Here is a 16,729-nt window from a genome sequence, read left to right as displayed (position 1 = left end):
ATGTATGATAAAAGTTTATTAACAACAATAAAATGATTAAATGATCGCGATGATAGGACCCAGTAGTCAGACTATCCCTGTTTCAGAGAGCCGGTGGTTAGTGGAAATCGGTACAAATGGTATGATGAATTACTTCCTGGAGCATTTGCTGTGAAATGATTAGTAGCAGGAAACGGCTGACGACCGTTATTCGTCTTGAGCGGAGGGCGTATTATGTCCTCAAGTTGGGTGGTACCGCGAATTCATTCGTCCCTTCATATTTATGAAGGGGCGTTTTTGTGTGCTTTTTGCGGGTTTTTTCTAAGATGGAGGAGGAATATTTAATGGAATTGCTTAAAGACCTCGAGTGGAGAGGAATTATTTATCAACAAACGGATGAAGAAGGTTTTAAGAACCTTTTGGAAAAAGAGAAAATTTCTTTATACTGTGGTGTCGATCCAACTGCGGATAGCATGCACATCGGTCATCTATTGCCATTCTTGACATTGCGCCGTTTCCAGCAGCACGGTCATCGTCCCCTTGTGCTGGTAGGCGGTGCGACAGGACTCATCGGTGATCCAAGCGGTAAAAAAGAGGAACGTCAGCTGCAAACGCTGGAAAAAGTGCTTTATAATGCAGACTGCATAAAAGGGCAGCTATCCCACATCTTTGAATTCGACGGTGAAAATGGTGCGGTCATGGTCAATAACTATGACTGGATAGGCAAAATCGATATGGTTACGTTCCTGCGTGATTACGGGAAATACATCGGCATTAACTACATGCTGGCAAAAGATACAGTTGCTTCCCGCTTGGATACGGGAATTTCCTTCACTGAATTTGCGTACACGATTTTACAAGGAATTGATTTCGGTCATTTATACAGCAATTACGACTGTAAATTGCAAATAGGCGGCAGTGATCAATGGGGCAACATTACGACCGGCCTTGAAATGATCAGGAAATCCAATGATGAGAATGCCAAAGCATTCGGTATGACGATCCCGCTCGTAACGAAAGCGGATGGAACGAAATTCGGTAAAACGGAAGGCGGAGCGATATGGCTTGACCCGGAAAAAACGACTCCTTATGAATTTTACCAATTCTGGATCAATACAGCAGATGCAGATGTCGTGAAATACCTTAAATTCTTCACATTCCTATCTCGTGAGGTGATTGAAGAGTTAGAGCAATCCGTACAAAACGAACCGCATTTGCGTAAAGCGCAAAAAGCTTTAGGGGAAGAAATGACCCGTTTGATTCATGGTCAGGAAGCTCTTGACCAAGCGATCAAAATCTCTGCCGCCCTATTCAGCGGTGAGGTGAAGAATTTAAGTGCAGCGGAAATCAAATTGGGCTTTAAAGATGTCCCTAGCTTCGAACGTGAAAGCAAGGAAGATATCGGTTTGGTCGATTTAATCGTTGAAGCGAAAATTTCGCCATCAAAGCGTCAAGCCCGTGAAGATATTCAGAACGGGGCAATCTCCATAAATGGGGAGAAAGTGACCGATCTGCAATATGTAGTGACGGAAGCTGCCAAGATTGAAGGGGAGTTCATCCTCGTTCGTCGCGGCAAGAAGAAATACACATTAGTGAAATGATTGTCCAAAGCCCGGCTGAATCCCAGCCGGGCTTTGTTCTGCAATAATTTGTGAAAAAAAACGTTGATTGGAACGTGGGCACTCGCTTTCCGCGGGCACCCCCTAGAGTCGTTTTACCCAAAACCGTTGGGAGGATAAGCTATGATTTTGGGAGGAGAATGGAAACCTAAGTCTAAATCTGCAGTAGTCACATTTAAAAGGGTGCAAAAGCCAATCTTACATGGAAGGGTTTGATCCTGGAACTTGATGCTATCTTTGAAAAGGTACCGAAACAGCTTTGTCTAAGCTCCAATAGGCAAGAGATTTCTGCAGATAAGAAGGAGGTAAGAATTACTTTCATGAATTACTTTCATTGAATGGTATGCTGTAACGGATTATCATGATTTTCTGGAATCTCCAACACGTCTACTCGAATTTGAGTCAGGATTTTTAGCTAATCAACATTTTATTTTGTTTAGTCTTTGTTGTTTTTCCTCATAATTGATACAAAACAAAACATGGCTATCAATAATAGTATTGCTGGAAACGTATAAAAGCTCCCGTTGTATTTAATAGAGTGATCTACTTTTAAGCCATACAAATAAATAAATAGGATAAAAGAAACAGATAGTGCTATAGTTCCGGCTATTAATTTCATAATATCACCTCTCTTTAGTTAATTTGTATTATATACTAAAAAGTGTATACTTTAATTATCAGAAAATTTAGAAAAAATGGAGGGGGAAAAAATGAGAATTAATAACCAAAAGTTTTACATTCAACTTCTTAGTCTTTTCAGCCTGTTTATTCTATTAATAGGATCTCTGAATTTATCAAGGGTCTCAGCAGAAGGTGGAGACGATTCCATTGTAGAAATTGAAGGAGCTAATGTGGAATTAACAGTTGATGCTCCTTACAGTTTAACAAAAGACGATGGAACCTTAGTATTTTTTGATACAGTAGAAGACTATAATGCTTATTTAGATAGCCAAATTATAAAAATTGTTCCTATATGCGCAACGTGTAATAAAACTACAACAACAACCATTACTACTAATACAGCAAAAGAAAAATGGGTAAACTATCACCCTCTTACAAACGCTTGGGCTAAAGCTAGCAGTTATACTATTTCTCGTGGGAAATCATATACTATTTCTGGTTCTTATAGTTATGATGGATTTAATGTGGGTGTTAGCGTAGCTCATAATACCTCAGTTTCTACAACAATCCCAGCTAATTCAAAAAAATACAGTAGATTAGGTGTTTGGTCAGATATTACTTTCAAGAGATTTAAACACATAGTAAAAAGCCCGACTGGAAAGGTTATAAATACGTATTATTCAAATACTGCATACGGTGTTGGTGCTTCCTATATAAAAGTTAAATATAAATAAGAAATCATCAGTTTATAAATCATTGGAGAACAAATACAGTATCTATTTTAAATGTGGTGGTGACTTGGCTTTCGCTATATTTTTACTTATTATACTACTTTATAAAGTATTCTTCTCTGATATTAAAAACGTCCTCCTATTTCAAGAGAACGTAAAAATAAGCAACAGTCCACAACCTATTTTTTTATTGGAGTTTTATAAACCTCCCCTAATTAAACAGGTTATCATACACCATTCTAAAAATCAGGAGAAAAAGAAAAAAACCCTAGAAACACTGATGTATCAATGTTTTTAGGGTTTTCCTAATTGCTGTTAACAAAGCGTTTTTATTAACGAGAGTAGAACTCAACGATAAGAGCTTCGTTAATTTCAGCAGGCAATTCAGAACGTTCTGGTAAACGAGTGAAAGTACCTTCTAATTTCTCAGCATCGAAAGTAAGGAAATCAGGAACGAAGTTAGTTGCTTCAACTGATTCTTTGATGATTGAGAAGTTACGTGATTTTTCACGAACTGAGATTGTTTGTCCAAGAGACACTTTGTAAGATGGAATGTCTACGCGGCTTCCGTCTACAGTGATGTGACCGTGGTTAACAAGTTGACGTGCTTGACGACGTGTACGAGCTAAACCAAGACGGTAAACTAGGTTGTCAAGACGTGATTCAAGAAGAACCATGAAGTTTTCACCATGTACACCTTTAAGTTTGCCAGCGCGGTCGAACATTGAACGGAATTGACGTTCAGTGATTCCGTACATGTGACGAAGTTTTTGTTTCTCTTGCAGTTGCATTCCGTATTCAGAAATTTTTCTGCGTTGGTTAGGACCATGTTGTCCTGGAGCATAAGGGCGTTTTTCTAATTCTTTACCAGTACCTGTTAGGGAAATTCCTAAACGACGGGATAGTTTCCAGCTTGGGCCAGTATAACGAGCCATAGGATGACTCCTCCTTTAAATGTTTTTATTTTGGTAAAATAAAAACCGTGTGAATGTACGATCATGACCATTTTGTTTTCATGTACCTTCGCCCTAGCAGCAGAGGGTTACGAGATACACCTCTGGATTGAGGAACAAAATGAGAACATAAAGGCTATCACATAGGCTGCAATATTTTACACAAAGAGTATTGTATAATATTCTGCTCAATGAGTCAAGGACAGTTGTGATTCTCTTTATTGTTATTTACCAATTATTGCGGTGTGGTTGATTTCCCCTCCAGATGCTCGCTTTCCGCGGGGGTGAGCCTCCTCGGCGTAAACGCCTGTGGGGTCTCACCTGTCCCGCTGCTCCCGCAGGAGTCTCGCACTTCCGCACCAATCAACCTTAAATAGTTTTGTTTTAAAAACAACAATCTTTACGATAAGAGCCTATTTGAAAAATACAAATAGAGAGGTTTTTCCATTGTAGGCGTTAGTAGGTAATGAATCCAAAAATTATGGATGGTTTGAGACATTCCTTGGGTGCCTATGCCATGGGTGTGGTTCAATCCTGTGGAAGGAACGGGTACATGTAAAAGTGGTCCTGTAAAGTAAAAGGGAGCAGGCATGGGTTGCCGCTCCCTTTTACTTTTTATAGATGATTGGAAAGGATTTCAGCGAACTTCTCCAGTCCTTGCTGATCCATTTCGTCAAAACGGTCCGTTATCGGGCTGTCGATATCGAGGACACCAAGCAATTTGCCATCCTTCATGAGCGGGATGACAATTTCAGATCTTGATGCCGCATCGCAGGCGATATGTCCAGGGAATTGGTGGACATCCTCAATGCGCAGGGTTTTTTCAGTTGCCGCTGAAGTCCCGCATACGCCCTTGCCCATTGGAATGCGGACACAGGCCGGAAGCCCCTGGAAGGGTCCCAGTATTAATTGGTCTTCTTCATATAAATAAAAGCCAACCCAGTTAATCTCATCGAGAAACTGATTAAGTAAAGCTGCCGCATTGCTTAAATTGGCTATCCTGTTCGTTTCATCTTCGATTAAGGCAAGTAGTTGTTTTTGGACCAGTTCATAGTTTTTTTCTTTTTTTCCTTGATACATTTCGACATTAAACAAAAGCGTTCACCTGTCTTCCTCATATTTTTACAGCACTTTCTAATCATGATGCTCCATTGTTGGAAAATTGTCGAGAACTTACTAAAGGATTCAGGCTCTTTCGTGAAGAAGTAGTCCATAAGACTTGTCTCAAAGAAAGCGAGGGATTGCCTGAATGAATCGCCAGACGCCAACGAAACAAGCCATTGTGGATGCTGCATTGCATCTATTTCATTTAAAAGGCTATCATGCTACATCCATACGGGATATTGCGAATAAAGCGAAAGTGAACGCTGCCAATATTGCCTACTATTTCAAGAATAAGCAGGGGTTGCTGGAATTCTGTTTCACTTCCTATTTAGAAGAATATATCCTGGTCCTTGAGACGAACATGACGCTGCTTGAACTTAAAGGCCCGCAGCATTGCTTGATGAACCTTGTAAAGGATATTCTCGCTTTCCAGAGGGAAAACTTCCTTGCTGCAAGGTTCATATATGGGGAATCTTCACTCGATTCCAATTTAAACCGTGAAATTCATTCGACTTATTTTACAAAGGAAAAGTCTTATTTTCAATATATATTGGAACAAGGAATCAAGAGCAGGAGTTTCCAGCAGGTCTCCGTTCCCATGTATATGCTGCAGTTGAAGGGATTATTGACGGCCCCTGTCCTGCATACCCATTATGCGATGGATGTGCTTCATGTATTCCCGCAGGAAGCGTATTACACGAATATTTATGCCAATGAAGTCGGGCGTTTTCTGCAAGATACCCTTTTCATTGCCGAAGACCTGCAGCCGCTGTTAGCTGGCCGGGGCTGAGGTGTAAATATGAGTTACCCATTATACCCTGCAATCAGTGCCTGATGGCCCTGACCCAAATCTTTAGCCTGATGGGCATCGGAACCATAAATGAGCGGAATGCCGAGTTCTAAAGCACGCTTTGCAAATCGTTCAGGAGGGTAGGGTTCACCGCATAGCGGCTTTACAAGCCCAGCTCCATTATAATCCAGTTCATACCTTTGATCCTTGATCATTTCGAGAACCGTGTAAACCCGCTCGTCAAAACTTGATGCCGGCGGATATCGATGCTGGAATTTATGGACAAGCGTAATGTGCCCGATCCGTTTTGGTTTATAAATGCCTAAATCAGTTTCTATTGATTTTTCCAGTGTATCGTAATATTTGGCATAAACCGATTCCACTGAACCTAGTTCATTGGCAATCTCAGCAAACCCATTTTCGCTGAAATCGATGCAATGCCAGCTGTTTTGATGCTTGATGAAGTGAACGGAAAGTATACTATCATCAAGGAATTCTCCGATTTCGTCGAGGAATTCTTTTGTTTCTTTTTCATACCCCTCTATAAAGTCAACCTCCAGACCTGTTTTGATCAGGATTTTGTCTTTATGGCGTTCTTTCAGTACGCGGAGCTCTTGAAAGTAATCCAGGAGCAGGGCAGCGTCCATCCCGCTGTCTTTTTCAGGCGTAGGATCTTGAAAATTTCGTGGCAATGGAGCATGTTCCGTAAATGTGATTTCCTTTAATCCTAGCTCGATTCCCCGCGTAATATATTCATCGAATTTATCCGTAGAGCCGTGAGGGCAAAACGGAGTGTGCACATGACCGTCAGCTTTCATGGTCCTTCCCTCCCAAAAAACAGGTATTTGTAGCAATTTTCTACAAAAAAATCATTTTTCTCGTCAAAAATTATTGCTAACATGGTATCATAAAAGCATTAAATTTAACATTTTTACAATTCATATATAAATAGCAAGACTGTAAGGACTAGAACAGGGGGCTTACCATGGATTACATAATTGGGGTAATTGTATTAATTTTGATTTTCATCATTTGGGGTTATTTTTTCAAAAAGAGATATTTTAAAGAAATCGATCGACTGGAATCCTGGAAAATAAGCATCACGCACCGCCCCGTGCTGGAAGAGCTTTCTAAAGTCAAACAATTGAACATGACAGGTGAAACAGAGGAAATGTTCGAAAACTGGCGCATTGAATGGGATGCCATCATTACGGATCATATGCCCGAAGTCGAAGAGCTTTTATTCGATGCCGAGGAATTCGTCGATAAATACCGTTTCAGCCGATCAAAAGAGATACAGCGCAAAATTACAGTCAAGCTGAATGAAATAGAGGAAATGATCAAAAAGATCCTATACGAACTGAATGAACTCGTAGGCAGTGAGGAAAAGAATCGATTGGAAATTGAGGATATCAAAGATTCCTACCGTCAATTGAAGAAATCCCTGCTTGCACACAGGCATAATTATGGGAAAGCGGCTGATAAGCTGGAAAGCTCCTTGGATGAAGTGTTGCAGATCCTTCAGAAATATGAAGAAGAGACCGTGAACGGCAATTATTTGAATGCGAGGGAGCTTGTTCTCACCATTAAGGACAAATTGGCGGTTCTGTCAGTTAAAATGGAAATGCTCCCAAAATTATTGGTTGATAGCCAATCCGAGCTGCATTCCCAGCTTAATGAATTGAAGGATGGTTATGAGGAGATGTCGGGACAGGGGTACCTGTTGAGCCATATCCAATTCGAGCAGGAGATATCACGGCTTGAGGAAGAACTGGATCTATATAAAACACAATTGGAAAATGCCGAAACGGAAGCAGTGGAAAAAGGCATTAAAGAAATGCGCGAAAGCATCGAGGTTCTTTATGACCTTTTGGAAAAAGAAGTACTTTCAAAACAGTATATCTTGAAAAATGATGAAATTCTCAGGAAAACGATTAGTGACCTTGAATATGAAAACGATAAACTTAAAGTTGAAACCATACATGTTCAACACACGTATCATCTGACGGAAAATGAGCTCGATGCCCAACGGAAAATGGAAAAGCAGATTGCCCAGATTTCAAAACGCCATCAATTGCTCGTCTTGAAAATGGAGGATAATGTGATGGCAAGCTCGCTTATCAGCGAAGAGATGCAGGGGCTTGCAGTACAGTTGAAGGAATTACAGGAAAATCAGAAAGACTTTACCGTTAAATTACAGGCTTTACGAAAAGATGAAATGGATGCCAGGGATTCACTGGCAGAATTGAAGCGCAAAATGGTCGATACTGGACGTTTAATTTCAAAAAGCAATATTCCAGGTCTTCCAGAAGAGTATAAAGTGGTGCTTCAGGATGCCAAAGAAAGCATGGATGACGTTCAGGGTAAACTTGAAGAAAAGCCGCTTGAGATGGCCGCTGTTTATATTTATTTGGAAAAAGCGGTTCAACAGGTGGATAAGGTCCACGAAAAAGCCCAAGAATTGATCGAGCATATGTATTTGGCCGAAAAGGTGATTCAATTCGGAAATCGTTACCGAAGCAGCCACGATATGGTAGCCGAGAGCCTAAGGGAAGCCGAAGCGAAATTCCGAAGCTATGAATATCAAGCCGCATTGGAAACGGCAGCCACTGCCATAGAAAAGGTCGACCCAGGCAGTTTACAAAAAATCGGTGCGAACATAGAAGAAGTCCTTTCCTGAAAACCCGCCATGGCGGGTTTTTTTCTTTTTGTAGATTAGGTGGGAAGTTAAATCATTCTCGGGAATAAAAAGAAGCGGGTATCCTATCATTCTTGGATCAGTGTTTTACATTCTCTTTCAAATTCAATTATGTTAATATTAGAAGTTGCAACAGCAACATTGAAACTTATATTTAGAAGAGTGACCATCATAGATATAAAAACATGGAAGGTGAACCCATGATTTATTTTGACAATAGTGCAACAACAAAACCATATCCCGAAGTAATCGAATCATTCATGAAGGTTACTTCGGACTATTTCGGGAACCCCTCTTCGCTTCATGGACTTGGGGTGCAATCCGAAAAACTGCTTTCCGCTGCCAGAAAGCAGATTGCTGATTTATTAAAGGTGAAGAGTTCGGAAATATATTTCACTTCCGGCGGAACGGAAGGAAATAATCTTGCCATTAAAGGGGCAGCCCACGCTCAGGGAAATCGCGGCAAACACATAATCACGACAGCGATTGAACATCCTTCTGTAGAAGACGCATGCCAATCATTGACGAGAATGGGATATGAGATCACATATCTTCCCGTTAACGAATTTGGACAAATTGATATAACCGATCTTAAGGATGCATTGAGGGAAGATACCATTTTGGTTTCCGTCATGCATGTTAATAATGAAGTTGGCTCGGTACAGCCGATTGCTGAAGTGGGCAAATTGTTAAAACAATACCCAAACGTGCTCTTTCATGTCGATAATGTACAGGGAGCAGGCAAGGTTTCGTTATCATTGCGTGAAGCCAATGTGGATTTATGTACAATTTCCGGCCACAAGGTTCACGGTTTGAAGGGGACGGGCATCCTGTATGTTCGTGAAGGCGTTCGGGTCGACCCGCTTTTCCATGGTGGCAATCAGGAAACGAAAATCAGGAGCGGCACTGAAAATGTTGCGGGAATCGTCGCCCTTTCGAAGGCTTTGCGTATTAGTATGAACAATCAATTGCTGTATCATGATAAGCTTCAGCAAATCAAAACTTATTTATATAAAGGTTTGAAGGAAATGGACGGGGTGTTGGTTAACAGTCCCGAAGAGGGAGCACCCCATATTGTGAATTTTTCCGTTCCGGGTCTTAAATCCGAGGTATTGCTGCATGCACTGGAATCGGAAGGAATATTTGTTTCGACGACTAGTGCCTGTTCTTCGAAAAAAAGGACGGTAAGCAAAACGGTGGACGCGATGTACCATCATTCAGCTCGTTCCGAAAGCGTCATCCGTATCAGCACTACCTATGGCAATGAAATGGAAGAAGCAAAGCAAGTTCTGGCGGCGATACAGAAAATAGTCGCTAATTTAGAAAAAATAATGAGGGTTGCTAAATGAAATTTGATCATATAATTATCCGTTATGGAGAAATCTCCACTAAAAAAAGAAACCGTAAAGGCTTTGTAGACAAAATGAAGGCACATATCCGCTGGAGTTTAAAAGATATAGAAGGCGTAGTGCTGACAGCCAACCGGGAGCGGATGTACGTTCTCCTGAACGGTGCTGACCATGTTCCGGTCATTGACCGATTGAAAGGCATTTTTGGTATACAGTCATTAAGCCCTGCAATAAAAATAGAGCGTGATCTGGAAGTGATGAAAACGGCAGCATTGTATTACCTTAATCATACCCTTGAAGAGGTAAACACGTTCAAAATCACGACAAAACGCGCTGATAAGGATTTTCCATATAATACCGATGAAATTAATAGGGCAATCGGCGGGCATTTGCTCCGAAATACAGAAGATTTAAAAGTCGATGTAAAGAACCCTGATTTGAACCTGCTGGTGGAAGTGAGACGCGAAGCCGTGTATTTGACAGGTGAAATCATCCAGGGTGCAGGCGGTCTTCCATTCGGTTCAAGCGGGAAGGCGATGCTGATGCTTTCAGGCGGGATTGATAGCCCTGTTGCAGGCTTCCTTTCGATGAAACGGGGATTGGACGTGGAGGCGATCCATTTTTACAGCCCGCCGTTCACAAGTGAGCGTTCACGTCAAAAGGTCATTGATTTGGCGGGTAAGCTGGCAGAAATTAATGGAAGCATGAAAGTGCATATCGTTCCATTTACGGAAATCCAATTATTGATTCAAAAACAAATCCCGGAAAACTACTCAATGACTACAACCCGTCGTTTAATGATGCGGGTCGCCGATCGCATCCGTGAAAAGGAAGAAGCCATGGCACTTATCACCGGTGAAAGCCTTGGGCAGGTTGCAAGCCAGACGATGAGCAGCATGTTTGCCATCAATGAGGTGACGAATACACCGATCCTGCGTCCGCTGATTACCATGGATAAGACAGAAATCATCAAAATAGCAAGAGAACTCGATACTTTTGAAATATCCAATCTGCCGTACGAGGATTGCTGTACGGTCTTTACGCCGGCAAGCCCAAAAACGAAACCGAAACGTGAAAAAGTCAATTATTATGAAAGCTTCGTCGACTTTGAATCCTTGATTGAAAAAGCGGTCTCCGAAACAGAAATATTAACGGTTAAACCGGGTCAGACTTTCGATAAGGAAGAAGCGATGGAAGACTTATTTTAGTATCCTTTAATTACCAATAAAAATGTGCGAATGAAGCCATGTGTTTTAACACACTCTATAATCACAAGGAGGTGAAACACACATGGCAAACAACAACAGCTCAAACGAATTATTGGTACCTGGAGTTGAACAAGCTCTACAACAAATGAAATATGAAATCGCTACAGAATTCGGCGTACAACTTGGTGCCGACACAACATCTCGCGCTAACGGTTCAGTTGGTGGAGAAATCACAAAACGCCTTGTTCAAATGGCTGAACAACAATTAGGCGGAGGTTTCAACAGATAATTTCATAAATATGGCTACAGAGAGCGGGTTTTAACACCCGCTCTCTTTACGTTTGCGGAATTAATTTCGTGGACGCCGATTTAATAAATTCCTTAGTTTTACTACATATTTTTTACTGTTTTATATAATATGAAACATTATTGGAATGAAGGAAAGTGCGACATTCCTGCTAGCCGAGACCCCACCGAAAGGGAGTATGTGTAATGACTTCCACTCCATGCACTCGCTTTCCGCGGGCGGTCCGCCCTTGGCCACGCTTTTCCCGCATGAGTCTCGTACGTTACGTTCCAATCACTGGAACTTCTTTTTTAAGAAGCATTGTAGGGAAACTGCCTCTTCTTCTCCAATTCGTCTACAGTTGGGCAGTTCCATCAATTTTCCGGCAAAAGGAGTTCCGAATTGCTCTCGCCCCGAACCAAAATTTTAAAGGTAAACTAGATTACTCTTCATAGTTTTTTTCAGTATTCCTTAAAGGATGGAAGAGATGTGCGACACTCCTGCCGAATAACTGGGTAGCCGAGACCACACAGGCGCATGCTTTGATGAGGCTTGGCAGGCAGGCGGCGGAAAGGGAGCGGATCTCTGAAATCAACTGGAATGTTTTATTGAAAAAACTGCAGGCTGGTCTCATCCCGAATATGTTTAAGACTAGTTTATCTTTTAAGTTTTTTTCAGTAATCGTTATTGGATGGAAGAGATGTGCGACACTCCTGCCGAATAACTGGGTAGCCGAGACCCCACAGTGCCATGCTTTGATGAGGCTTGGCAGACAGTCGGAGAGGGATAGGGTTTCGAAAATCAGCGGAATTTTTAAAAAGAATAACTGAAGGCAAACTCACTATAGGAATTGTCTACAGGCTTAAGGGAGCGGATTCCTACACCCGCTCTCTTTTTTAATTTGTAAAAATAAATAGAAATTTTAGAGAAGTATCTTGTATAATGAGTAGGTACTAAGAGTTCATAATTGGAGGGGAAGAATATGAAGCGTGAAGACTTATTGGCTCCGGAACATTACAACTTAGTGAGTGAAATGGAACGTTATGCAAAAGATCCAGGTAAAGTTGCCGTACTTTGGGAGAACGAAACCGGAGATAAAAAACAACTTACATATGAGAATTTATTAAAAAGTGCAAATAAAATTGGAAATGCCTTCAAGAAAAAAGGACTGGGTAAAGGTGATACGGTCCTCATCATAATCCCCCGTTTGGTGGAAGCTTATCAAGTGTATTTAGCAGCATTGAAAATCGGCATGATTGTCATCCCTTGTTCTGAAATGCTTCGTGCGAAGGACTTGCAGTACCGGGTCAACCATGGTGATGTCAAAGGAATCATCAGTTATCATGAATATACTGACGAATTGAATGAAATAGAAGGAGCGGAAAGCCTCCTGAAGTTTTCAATCGGAAAACGAATCGAAAATTGGCTGGATTTGAATGAGCTCGCCGATGAGGAATCCGATCAGCTGACCATGGCTGACACGAAGAGTGAGGATATGGCATTCTTATCGTATACTTCCGGAACGACAGGAAATCCAAAAGGGGTCGTCCATACACATGGCTGGGCTTATGCCCATTTGAAAACGTCCGCTGCAAACTGGCTAGGAATCAGCGAAACGGACGTCGTTTGGGCAACTGCAGGCCCAGGGTGGCAAAAGTGGATCTGGAGTCCTTTCCTTGCGGTTCTGGGGACAGGAGCGACAGGCCTTGCCTATCATGGAAAGTTCGAGGCGAAAAAATATCTTCAGCTGCTTCAGGACTACAAAGTGAATGCATTATGCTGTACACCAACCGAGTATCGATTGATTGCAAAGGTGGATAACCTTGATGATTATGATTTATCCCATCTTCATAGTGCCGTATCAGCGGGAGAGCCTTTAAATCAAAAAGTGTTCGAGGTCTTTAAGAACCATTTCCAGATTGAAGTGCGTGATGGGTATGGACAGACCGAAAATACCTTGTTGGTTGGTGTAACGAAAGGCATGGAAATTAAATTGGGCTCCATGGGCAAACCGACTCCGGGCAACCATGTGGAAATCATCGATGACTCCGGTAAACCTTGTTCGCCTGGCGTAGTGGGGGATATTGCCGTACATGTCGATACACCTGCTCTTTTTAAAGAATATTTTAAAGATCCCGAGCGGACATCGCAGCAATTCCGCGGGGACTATTATATCACCGGCGATCAAGCGAAAAAGGATGAGGATGGTTATTTCTGGTTTGAGGGTCGTTCTGATGATATCATCATCAGTTCGGGATATACGATCGGACCGTTTGAAGTGGAAGATGCACTCGTTAAGCATCCATATGTTAAAGAGTGTGCCGTAATAGCAAGTCCTGATGAAATAAGGGGAAATGTGGTCAAGGCGTATGTCGTCTTGATGGATGATATCGATCCGAACAGCCAGGACTTGATCAAGACGCTTCAATCGCACGTGAAAGAATTGACTGCTCCATATAAATATCCAAGGAAAATCGAATTTTTAGAAGAGCTTCCCAAAACGACATCAGGTAAAATCAAACGGGTGGATTTACGGAAAAGGGAAGAAGCACTCCTTAACAATTGATTGAAATGCATGAACGTCAGCCTTCAAGGCTGGCGTTTTTTTATTGACAGGGACTTGGGTAAAAGCATAAATATGGGAATTCGTGTTATGAGATGGTACACTTACTGCATATCTGCACAGTAACAATCATTTAATAAGGAGTGTAAAGCCGGAATGGGAACGTTATGGTTCAATGGGTCAATTTATACGATGGTTAAAGAAAATGATAAAGTGGAGGCAGTCTTCACTGATAAGGGGTTAATTGTTGATACCGGCAGCCTGGACCATTTGAAAAATGAACATGCCGGCAATATTTCCAGGGAAATCGACTTAAAAGGACAAACGATGCTGCCGGGATTAGTGGATAGTCACCTTCATTTGGTCGGACATGGTGAAAGACTGCTTCGTCTAGACCTCTCTTTGATGGATAGCAGGGAGTCGATCATGAAATCCTTGAAGGAAAAGTGCTTAAAGACCCCGGCCGGAAAGTGGATCGTTGCCGAAGGGTGGAATGAAAATGAATGGCCGAGGCCTGAATTGATATTACGGGATGAGCTTGACGCGATATCGGCAGATCATCCCATCGTATTGAAAAGGGTCTGCCGTCATGCCTTGGTGGTCAATTCCCGGGCCCTTTTGGAAGCGGATATTAAAGAAGATATAAAAGAACCTTCAGGCGGGGTGATCTGCCGTTATCCTGACGGACGTTTAAATGGATTATTTCAAGAAAGCCAGGCGCAGAACCTTATTTTAGACAGCCTTCCCGGCATTGATCAAGAGTATATCGAAAACGCGCTCACAGAGGCCATAGAAGACGCATATAAGCTAGGTTTGACTGGCGGTCATACCGAGGACCTCCATTACTACAATGGCTTCATGCCGACATATCAGGCGTTTAAATCGGTAATCGAGGACCGGGAAATGGCCTTTCGCGCCAACTTGCTCGTCCATCACGAAGCGTTAGAAGAAATGCTGGCAGCAGGCGGCGGCTATCAGAAAGGTACGCGATATATCAAATTCGACTGCATGAAGATCTTTACCGACGGCTCCTTAGGCGGACGCACAGCCCTGTTGAGCGAACCTTATGTAGATCAAAAGAATACGAATGGAGTCGCGATATTCACTGAAAACGAGCTTCAGGAATGGGTGAAAAAAGCAAGGGCTGCCGGAATGCCGATTGCTGTCCATGCGATTGGCGATCTCGCTTTTGAATACGTATTGAATGCAATTGAAGCCCTCCCCCCGAAAAAGGGACAGAGGGACCGGCTCATCCATGCGCAGATTGTACGGCCGGAGCTTTTGGAGCGGGCGGCAAAGCTGCCGGTAATCTTTGATATTCAACCGGGGTTCGTTCCGTCCGATTTTCCGTGGGTGGAAGAAAAGGTATCAGCCGATCTATTGGAATCCTCCTATGCCTGGAGAACCTATTTGAACATGGGCATCATTTGTGCGGGAGGGTCGGATGCACCCATTGAACCATTAAATCCGATTTTGGGCATTCATGCCGCTGTCACAAGGATGAAAATCAACAGTGAGGACCGTACCGTATATGGTTTGTCTGAAAGGCTTTCCGTTTTCGAGGCTTTCGCATTGTATACCAAAGGGAGTGCTGCAGCAATCGGCCAGGAAAAACGCCGCGGTGTGATCAATAAAGGGTACGATGCCGATTTTACCGTGTTTAATCTGGATGTCTTCGCTGTTGCACCGGATGATCTCCTGAAAGCTGAGGCGGTCATGACGGTCATCGATGACAAAATCATGTATGATAAAAATTAACAGTTGCAAAAAAAGAAATGGAAATACAAAATTGTTAGATGGAATTAGATAAAGGAATGTAAATGGAAAGAAGGCTTGTTATGAAAGTGGATCAACAAAAAGAAGGGGCGATTTATGCAGCCCTTTCTTACATGATGTGGGGAGTTGTGCCGATTTACTGGAAGTTCCTTCAGGGAGTCGGTGCAATAGAAATTTTAGCTCAGAGGGTATTATGGTCTTTCGTGTTCATGCTGGTTTTATTGATGTTCATGAAAAAATGGCAGGCGTTTCTAGATTATGTCAAAAACATAATGGGCAATCCGAAACTCTTTACGGCATTACTAACGGCCTCACTGCTTGTTACAGCCAATTGGGGAGTGTTCATATGGGCCGTTAACTCAGGACGGATCCTCGACACGAGCCTTGGATATTATATCAATCCGCTCGTCAGTGTACTATTGGGAGTGATAGTCTTAAAAGAAAAATTGAGCGGGGCCCAAATCATTTCATTCCTGCTTGCAGGAATCGGAGTCTTGATCCTTGGCATTCATTTCGGCACGATCCCGTGGATCTCTCTTGTTTTGGCCATGACCTTTGGATTATACGGTCTGGCAAAAAAAATGATCAAGGCCGAATCGGCAATCGGACTGACGCTCGAAACGATGATGGTAACGCCTCTGGCCCTAGGTTACCTGATTTACTTGATGAACAGGTCGGAAATGCAATTCTTTACAGACGGGAGCACAAGCTTGCTGTTGGTGGGGGGCGGGATTGCTACGGCATTGCCTCTTTTATATTTTGCAAAAGGGGCCGAGAAGATCCCGTTATCGATGCTTGGCATTTTTCAGTATATCGCTCCGACCTTATCTTTATTGATCGGGGTATTCGTCTATCATGAAAGTTTCACCAAAGCACATCTTTTAGCCTTTTTGTTCATATGGTCAGCCTTGGCTGTTTATACACTATCCATAACGAAATGGGGGCAGGCAAGTGCCCGCAGGTTCAAAGGCAAAGGGAATATTGGTGCTTGAATAGAAAAAAATGCTTGGGGAATTTTCTGCCCAAGCATTTTTTTATGTCGATATTCAATA

General features: G+C 42.3%; 14 protein-coding genes and 1 other annotated feature. Of the genes, 11 read left to right on the top strand and 3 right to left on the bottom strand.

Going from position 1 to position 16,729, the window contains the following annotated elements:
• The first annotated feature begins 40 nt into the window (after window positions 1-40).
• Window positions 41-257: a binding site (T-box leader), on the top strand.
• 66 nt (window positions 258-323) lie between these two features.
• Both tyrS and AC2YHV_RS06230 read left to right on the top strand, forming a co-directional pair.
• On the top strand, window positions 324-1,580 hold the full coding sequence (tyrS, locus tag AC2YHV_RS06235) for a tyrosine--tRNA ligase (RefSeq protein WP_034309231.1): 1,257 nt from the start codon (window positions 324-326) through the stop codon (window positions 1,578-1,580).
• 728 nt (window positions 1,581-2,308) lie between these two features.
• Window positions 2,309-2,953 (top strand): hypothetical protein, encoded by a 645-nt coding sequence (locus tag AC2YHV_RS06230; protein ID WP_487372817.1) that lies wholly within the window; start codon window positions 2,309-2,311, stop codon window positions 2,951-2,953.
• Between the two features lie 329 nt (window positions 2,954-3,282).
• Here the strand turns inward: AC2YHV_RS06230 and rpsD are convergent, their stop codons facing one another.
• The gene (gene rpsD / locus AC2YHV_RS06225) at window positions 3,283-3,885 is read right to left on the bottom strand and encodes a 30S ribosomal protein S4 (RefSeq protein WP_057276730.1); all 603 of its coding nucleotides are present in this window, start codon (window positions 3,883-3,885) and stop codon (window positions 3,283-3,285) included.
• A gap of 633 nt (window positions 3,886-4,518) precedes the next feature.
• Window positions 4,519-4,998 (bottom strand): GAF domain-containing protein, encoded by a 480-nt coding sequence (locus AC2YHV_RS06220; RefSeq protein ID WP_034309218.1) that lies wholly within the window; start codon window positions 4,996-4,998, stop codon window positions 4,519-4,521.
• A gap of 154 nt (window positions 4,999-5,152) precedes the next feature.
• On the opposite strand from AC2YHV_RS06220, the gene refZ reads away from it, so the two are divergent.
• Window positions 5,153-5,797 (top strand): forespore capture DNA-binding protein RefZ, encoded by a 645-nt coding sequence (gene refZ / locus AC2YHV_RS06215; RefSeq protein WP_034309217.1) that lies wholly within the window; start codon window positions 5,153-5,155, stop codon window positions 5,795-5,797.
• A gap of 14 nt (window positions 5,798-5,811) precedes the next feature.
• On the opposite strand, the gene hisJ is transcribed toward refZ, so the two are convergent.
• Window positions 5,812-6,615 carry a histidinol-phosphatase HisJ gene (gene hisJ / locus AC2YHV_RS06210; RefSeq protein WP_487372816.1) on the bottom strand — a complete coding sequence of 268 codons (804 nt, stop codon included), beginning with the start codon at window positions 6,613-6,615 and terminating at the stop codon, window positions 5,812-5,814.
• 167 nt (window positions 6,616-6,782) lie between these two features.
• On the opposite strand from hisJ, the gene ezrA reads away from it, so the two are divergent.
• The 8 genes from ezrA (at window position 6,783) to rarD (ending at window position 16,669) form a co-directional block, all read left to right on the top strand.
• Window positions 6,783-8,477, top strand: a complete 1,695-nt coding sequence (gene ezrA, locus AC2YHV_RS06205) for a septation ring formation regulator EzrA (protein WP_057276728.1) — start codon at window positions 6,783-6,785, stop codon at window positions 8,475-8,477.
• Window positions 8,478-8,695: 218 nt separating this feature from the next.
• Entirely contained in the window at window positions 8,696-9,844 is a 1,149-nt protein-coding gene (locus AC2YHV_RS06200) for a cysteine desulfurase family protein (protein ID WP_487372815.1), read from the top strand.
• Window positions 9,841-11,052 (top strand): tRNA uracil 4-sulfurtransferase ThiI, encoded by a 1,212-nt coding sequence (gene thiI, locus AC2YHV_RS06195; RefSeq protein ID WP_034309205.1) that lies wholly within the window; start codon window positions 9,841-9,843, stop codon window positions 11,050-11,052. Before AC2YHV_RS06200 ends, thiI begins: the two co-directional genes overlap by 4 nt.
• Window positions 11,053-11,134: 82 nt before the next feature.
• Window positions 11,135-11,341 carry an alpha/beta-type small acid-soluble spore protein gene (locus AC2YHV_RS06190; RefSeq protein ID WP_034309203.1) on the top strand — a complete coding sequence of 69 codons (207 nt, stop codon included), beginning with the start codon at window positions 11,135-11,137 and terminating at the stop codon, window positions 11,339-11,341.
• 542 nt (window positions 11,342-11,883) lie between these two features.
• Complete coding sequence (locus tag AC2YHV_RS06185) at window positions 11,884-12,168, top strand: hypothetical protein (RefSeq protein WP_487372814.1); 285 nt, start codon at window positions 11,884-11,886, stop codon at window positions 12,166-12,168.
• Window positions 12,169-12,320: 152 nt separating this feature from the next.
• Complete coding sequence (gene mbcS, locus AC2YHV_RS06180; RefSeq protein WP_048677943.1) at window positions 12,321-13,904, top strand: acyl-CoA synthetase MbcS; 1,584 nt, start codon at window positions 12,321-12,323, stop codon at window positions 13,902-13,904.
• Between the two features lie 153 nt (window positions 13,905-14,057).
• Window positions 14,058-15,659 (top strand): amidohydrolase, encoded by a 1,602-nt coding sequence (locus tag AC2YHV_RS06175; RefSeq protein ID WP_487372813.1) that lies wholly within the window; start codon window positions 14,058-14,060, stop codon window positions 15,657-15,659.
• Window positions 15,660-15,739: 80 nt separating this feature from the next.
• A complete protein-coding gene (gene rarD, locus AC2YHV_RS06170) occupies window positions 15,740-16,669 on the top strand; it encodes an EamA family transporter RarD (RefSeq protein WP_057276724.1) in 930 nt (309 codons plus the stop codon).
• Window positions 16,670-16,729: the final 60 nt, after the last annotated feature.

It is taken from the genome of Peribacillus sp. SRI_006, from assembly GCF_057586375.1.
The sequence above is the reverse complement of the archived record's forward strand: the minus strand, read 5'-3'. Positions and strand labels throughout refer to the sequence as shown.

Excerpts from the sequence above, each read along its gene's own strand:
- tyrS (WP_034309231.1), top strand. The coding sequence starts at position 324 with ATGGAATTGCTTAAAGACCTCGAGTGGAGAGGAATTATTTATCAACAA.
- AC2YHV_RS06230 (WP_487372817.1), top strand. The coding sequence starts at position 2,309 with ATGAGAATTAATAACCAAAAGTTTTACATTCAACTTCTTAGTCTTTTC.
- rpsD (WP_057276730.1), bottom strand. The coding sequence starts at position 3,885 with ATGGCTCGTTATACTGGCCCAAGCTGGAAACTATCCCGTCGTTTAGGA.
- refZ (WP_034309217.1), top strand. The coding sequence starts at position 5,153 with ATGAATCGCCAGACGCCAACGAAACAAGCCATTGTGGATGCTGCATTG.
- hisJ (WP_487372816.1), bottom strand. The coding sequence starts at position 6,615 with ATGAAAGCTGACGGTCATGTGCACACTCCGTTTTGCCCTCACGGCTCT.
- ezrA (WP_057276728.1), top strand. The coding sequence starts at position 6,783 with ATGGATTACATAATTGGGGTAATTGTATTAATTTTGATTTTCATCATT.
- AC2YHV_RS06200 (WP_487372815.1), top strand. The coding sequence starts at position 8,696 with ATGATTTATTTTGACAATAGTGCAACAACAAAACCATATCCCGAAGTA.
- thiI (WP_034309205.1), top strand. The coding sequence starts at position 9,841 with ATGAAATTTGATCATATAATTATCCGTTATGGAGAAATCTCCACTAAA.
- AC2YHV_RS06190 (WP_034309203.1), top strand. The coding sequence starts at position 11,135 with ATGGCAAACAACAACAGCTCAAACGAATTATTGGTACCTGGAGTTGAA.
- AC2YHV_RS06185 (WP_487372814.1), top strand. The coding sequence starts at position 11,884 with ATGAGGCTTGGCAGGCAGGCGGCGGAAAGGGAGCGGATCTCTGAAATC.
- mbcS (WP_048677943.1), top strand. The coding sequence starts at position 12,321 with ATGAAGCGTGAAGACTTATTGGCTCCGGAACATTACAACTTAGTGAGT.
- AC2YHV_RS06175 (WP_487372813.1), top strand. The coding sequence starts at position 14,058 with ATGGGAACGTTATGGTTCAATGGGTCAATTTATACGATGGTTAAAGAA.
- rarD (WP_057276724.1), top strand. The coding sequence starts at position 15,740 with ATGAAAGTGGATCAACAAAAAGAAGGGGCGATTTATGCAGCCCTTTCT.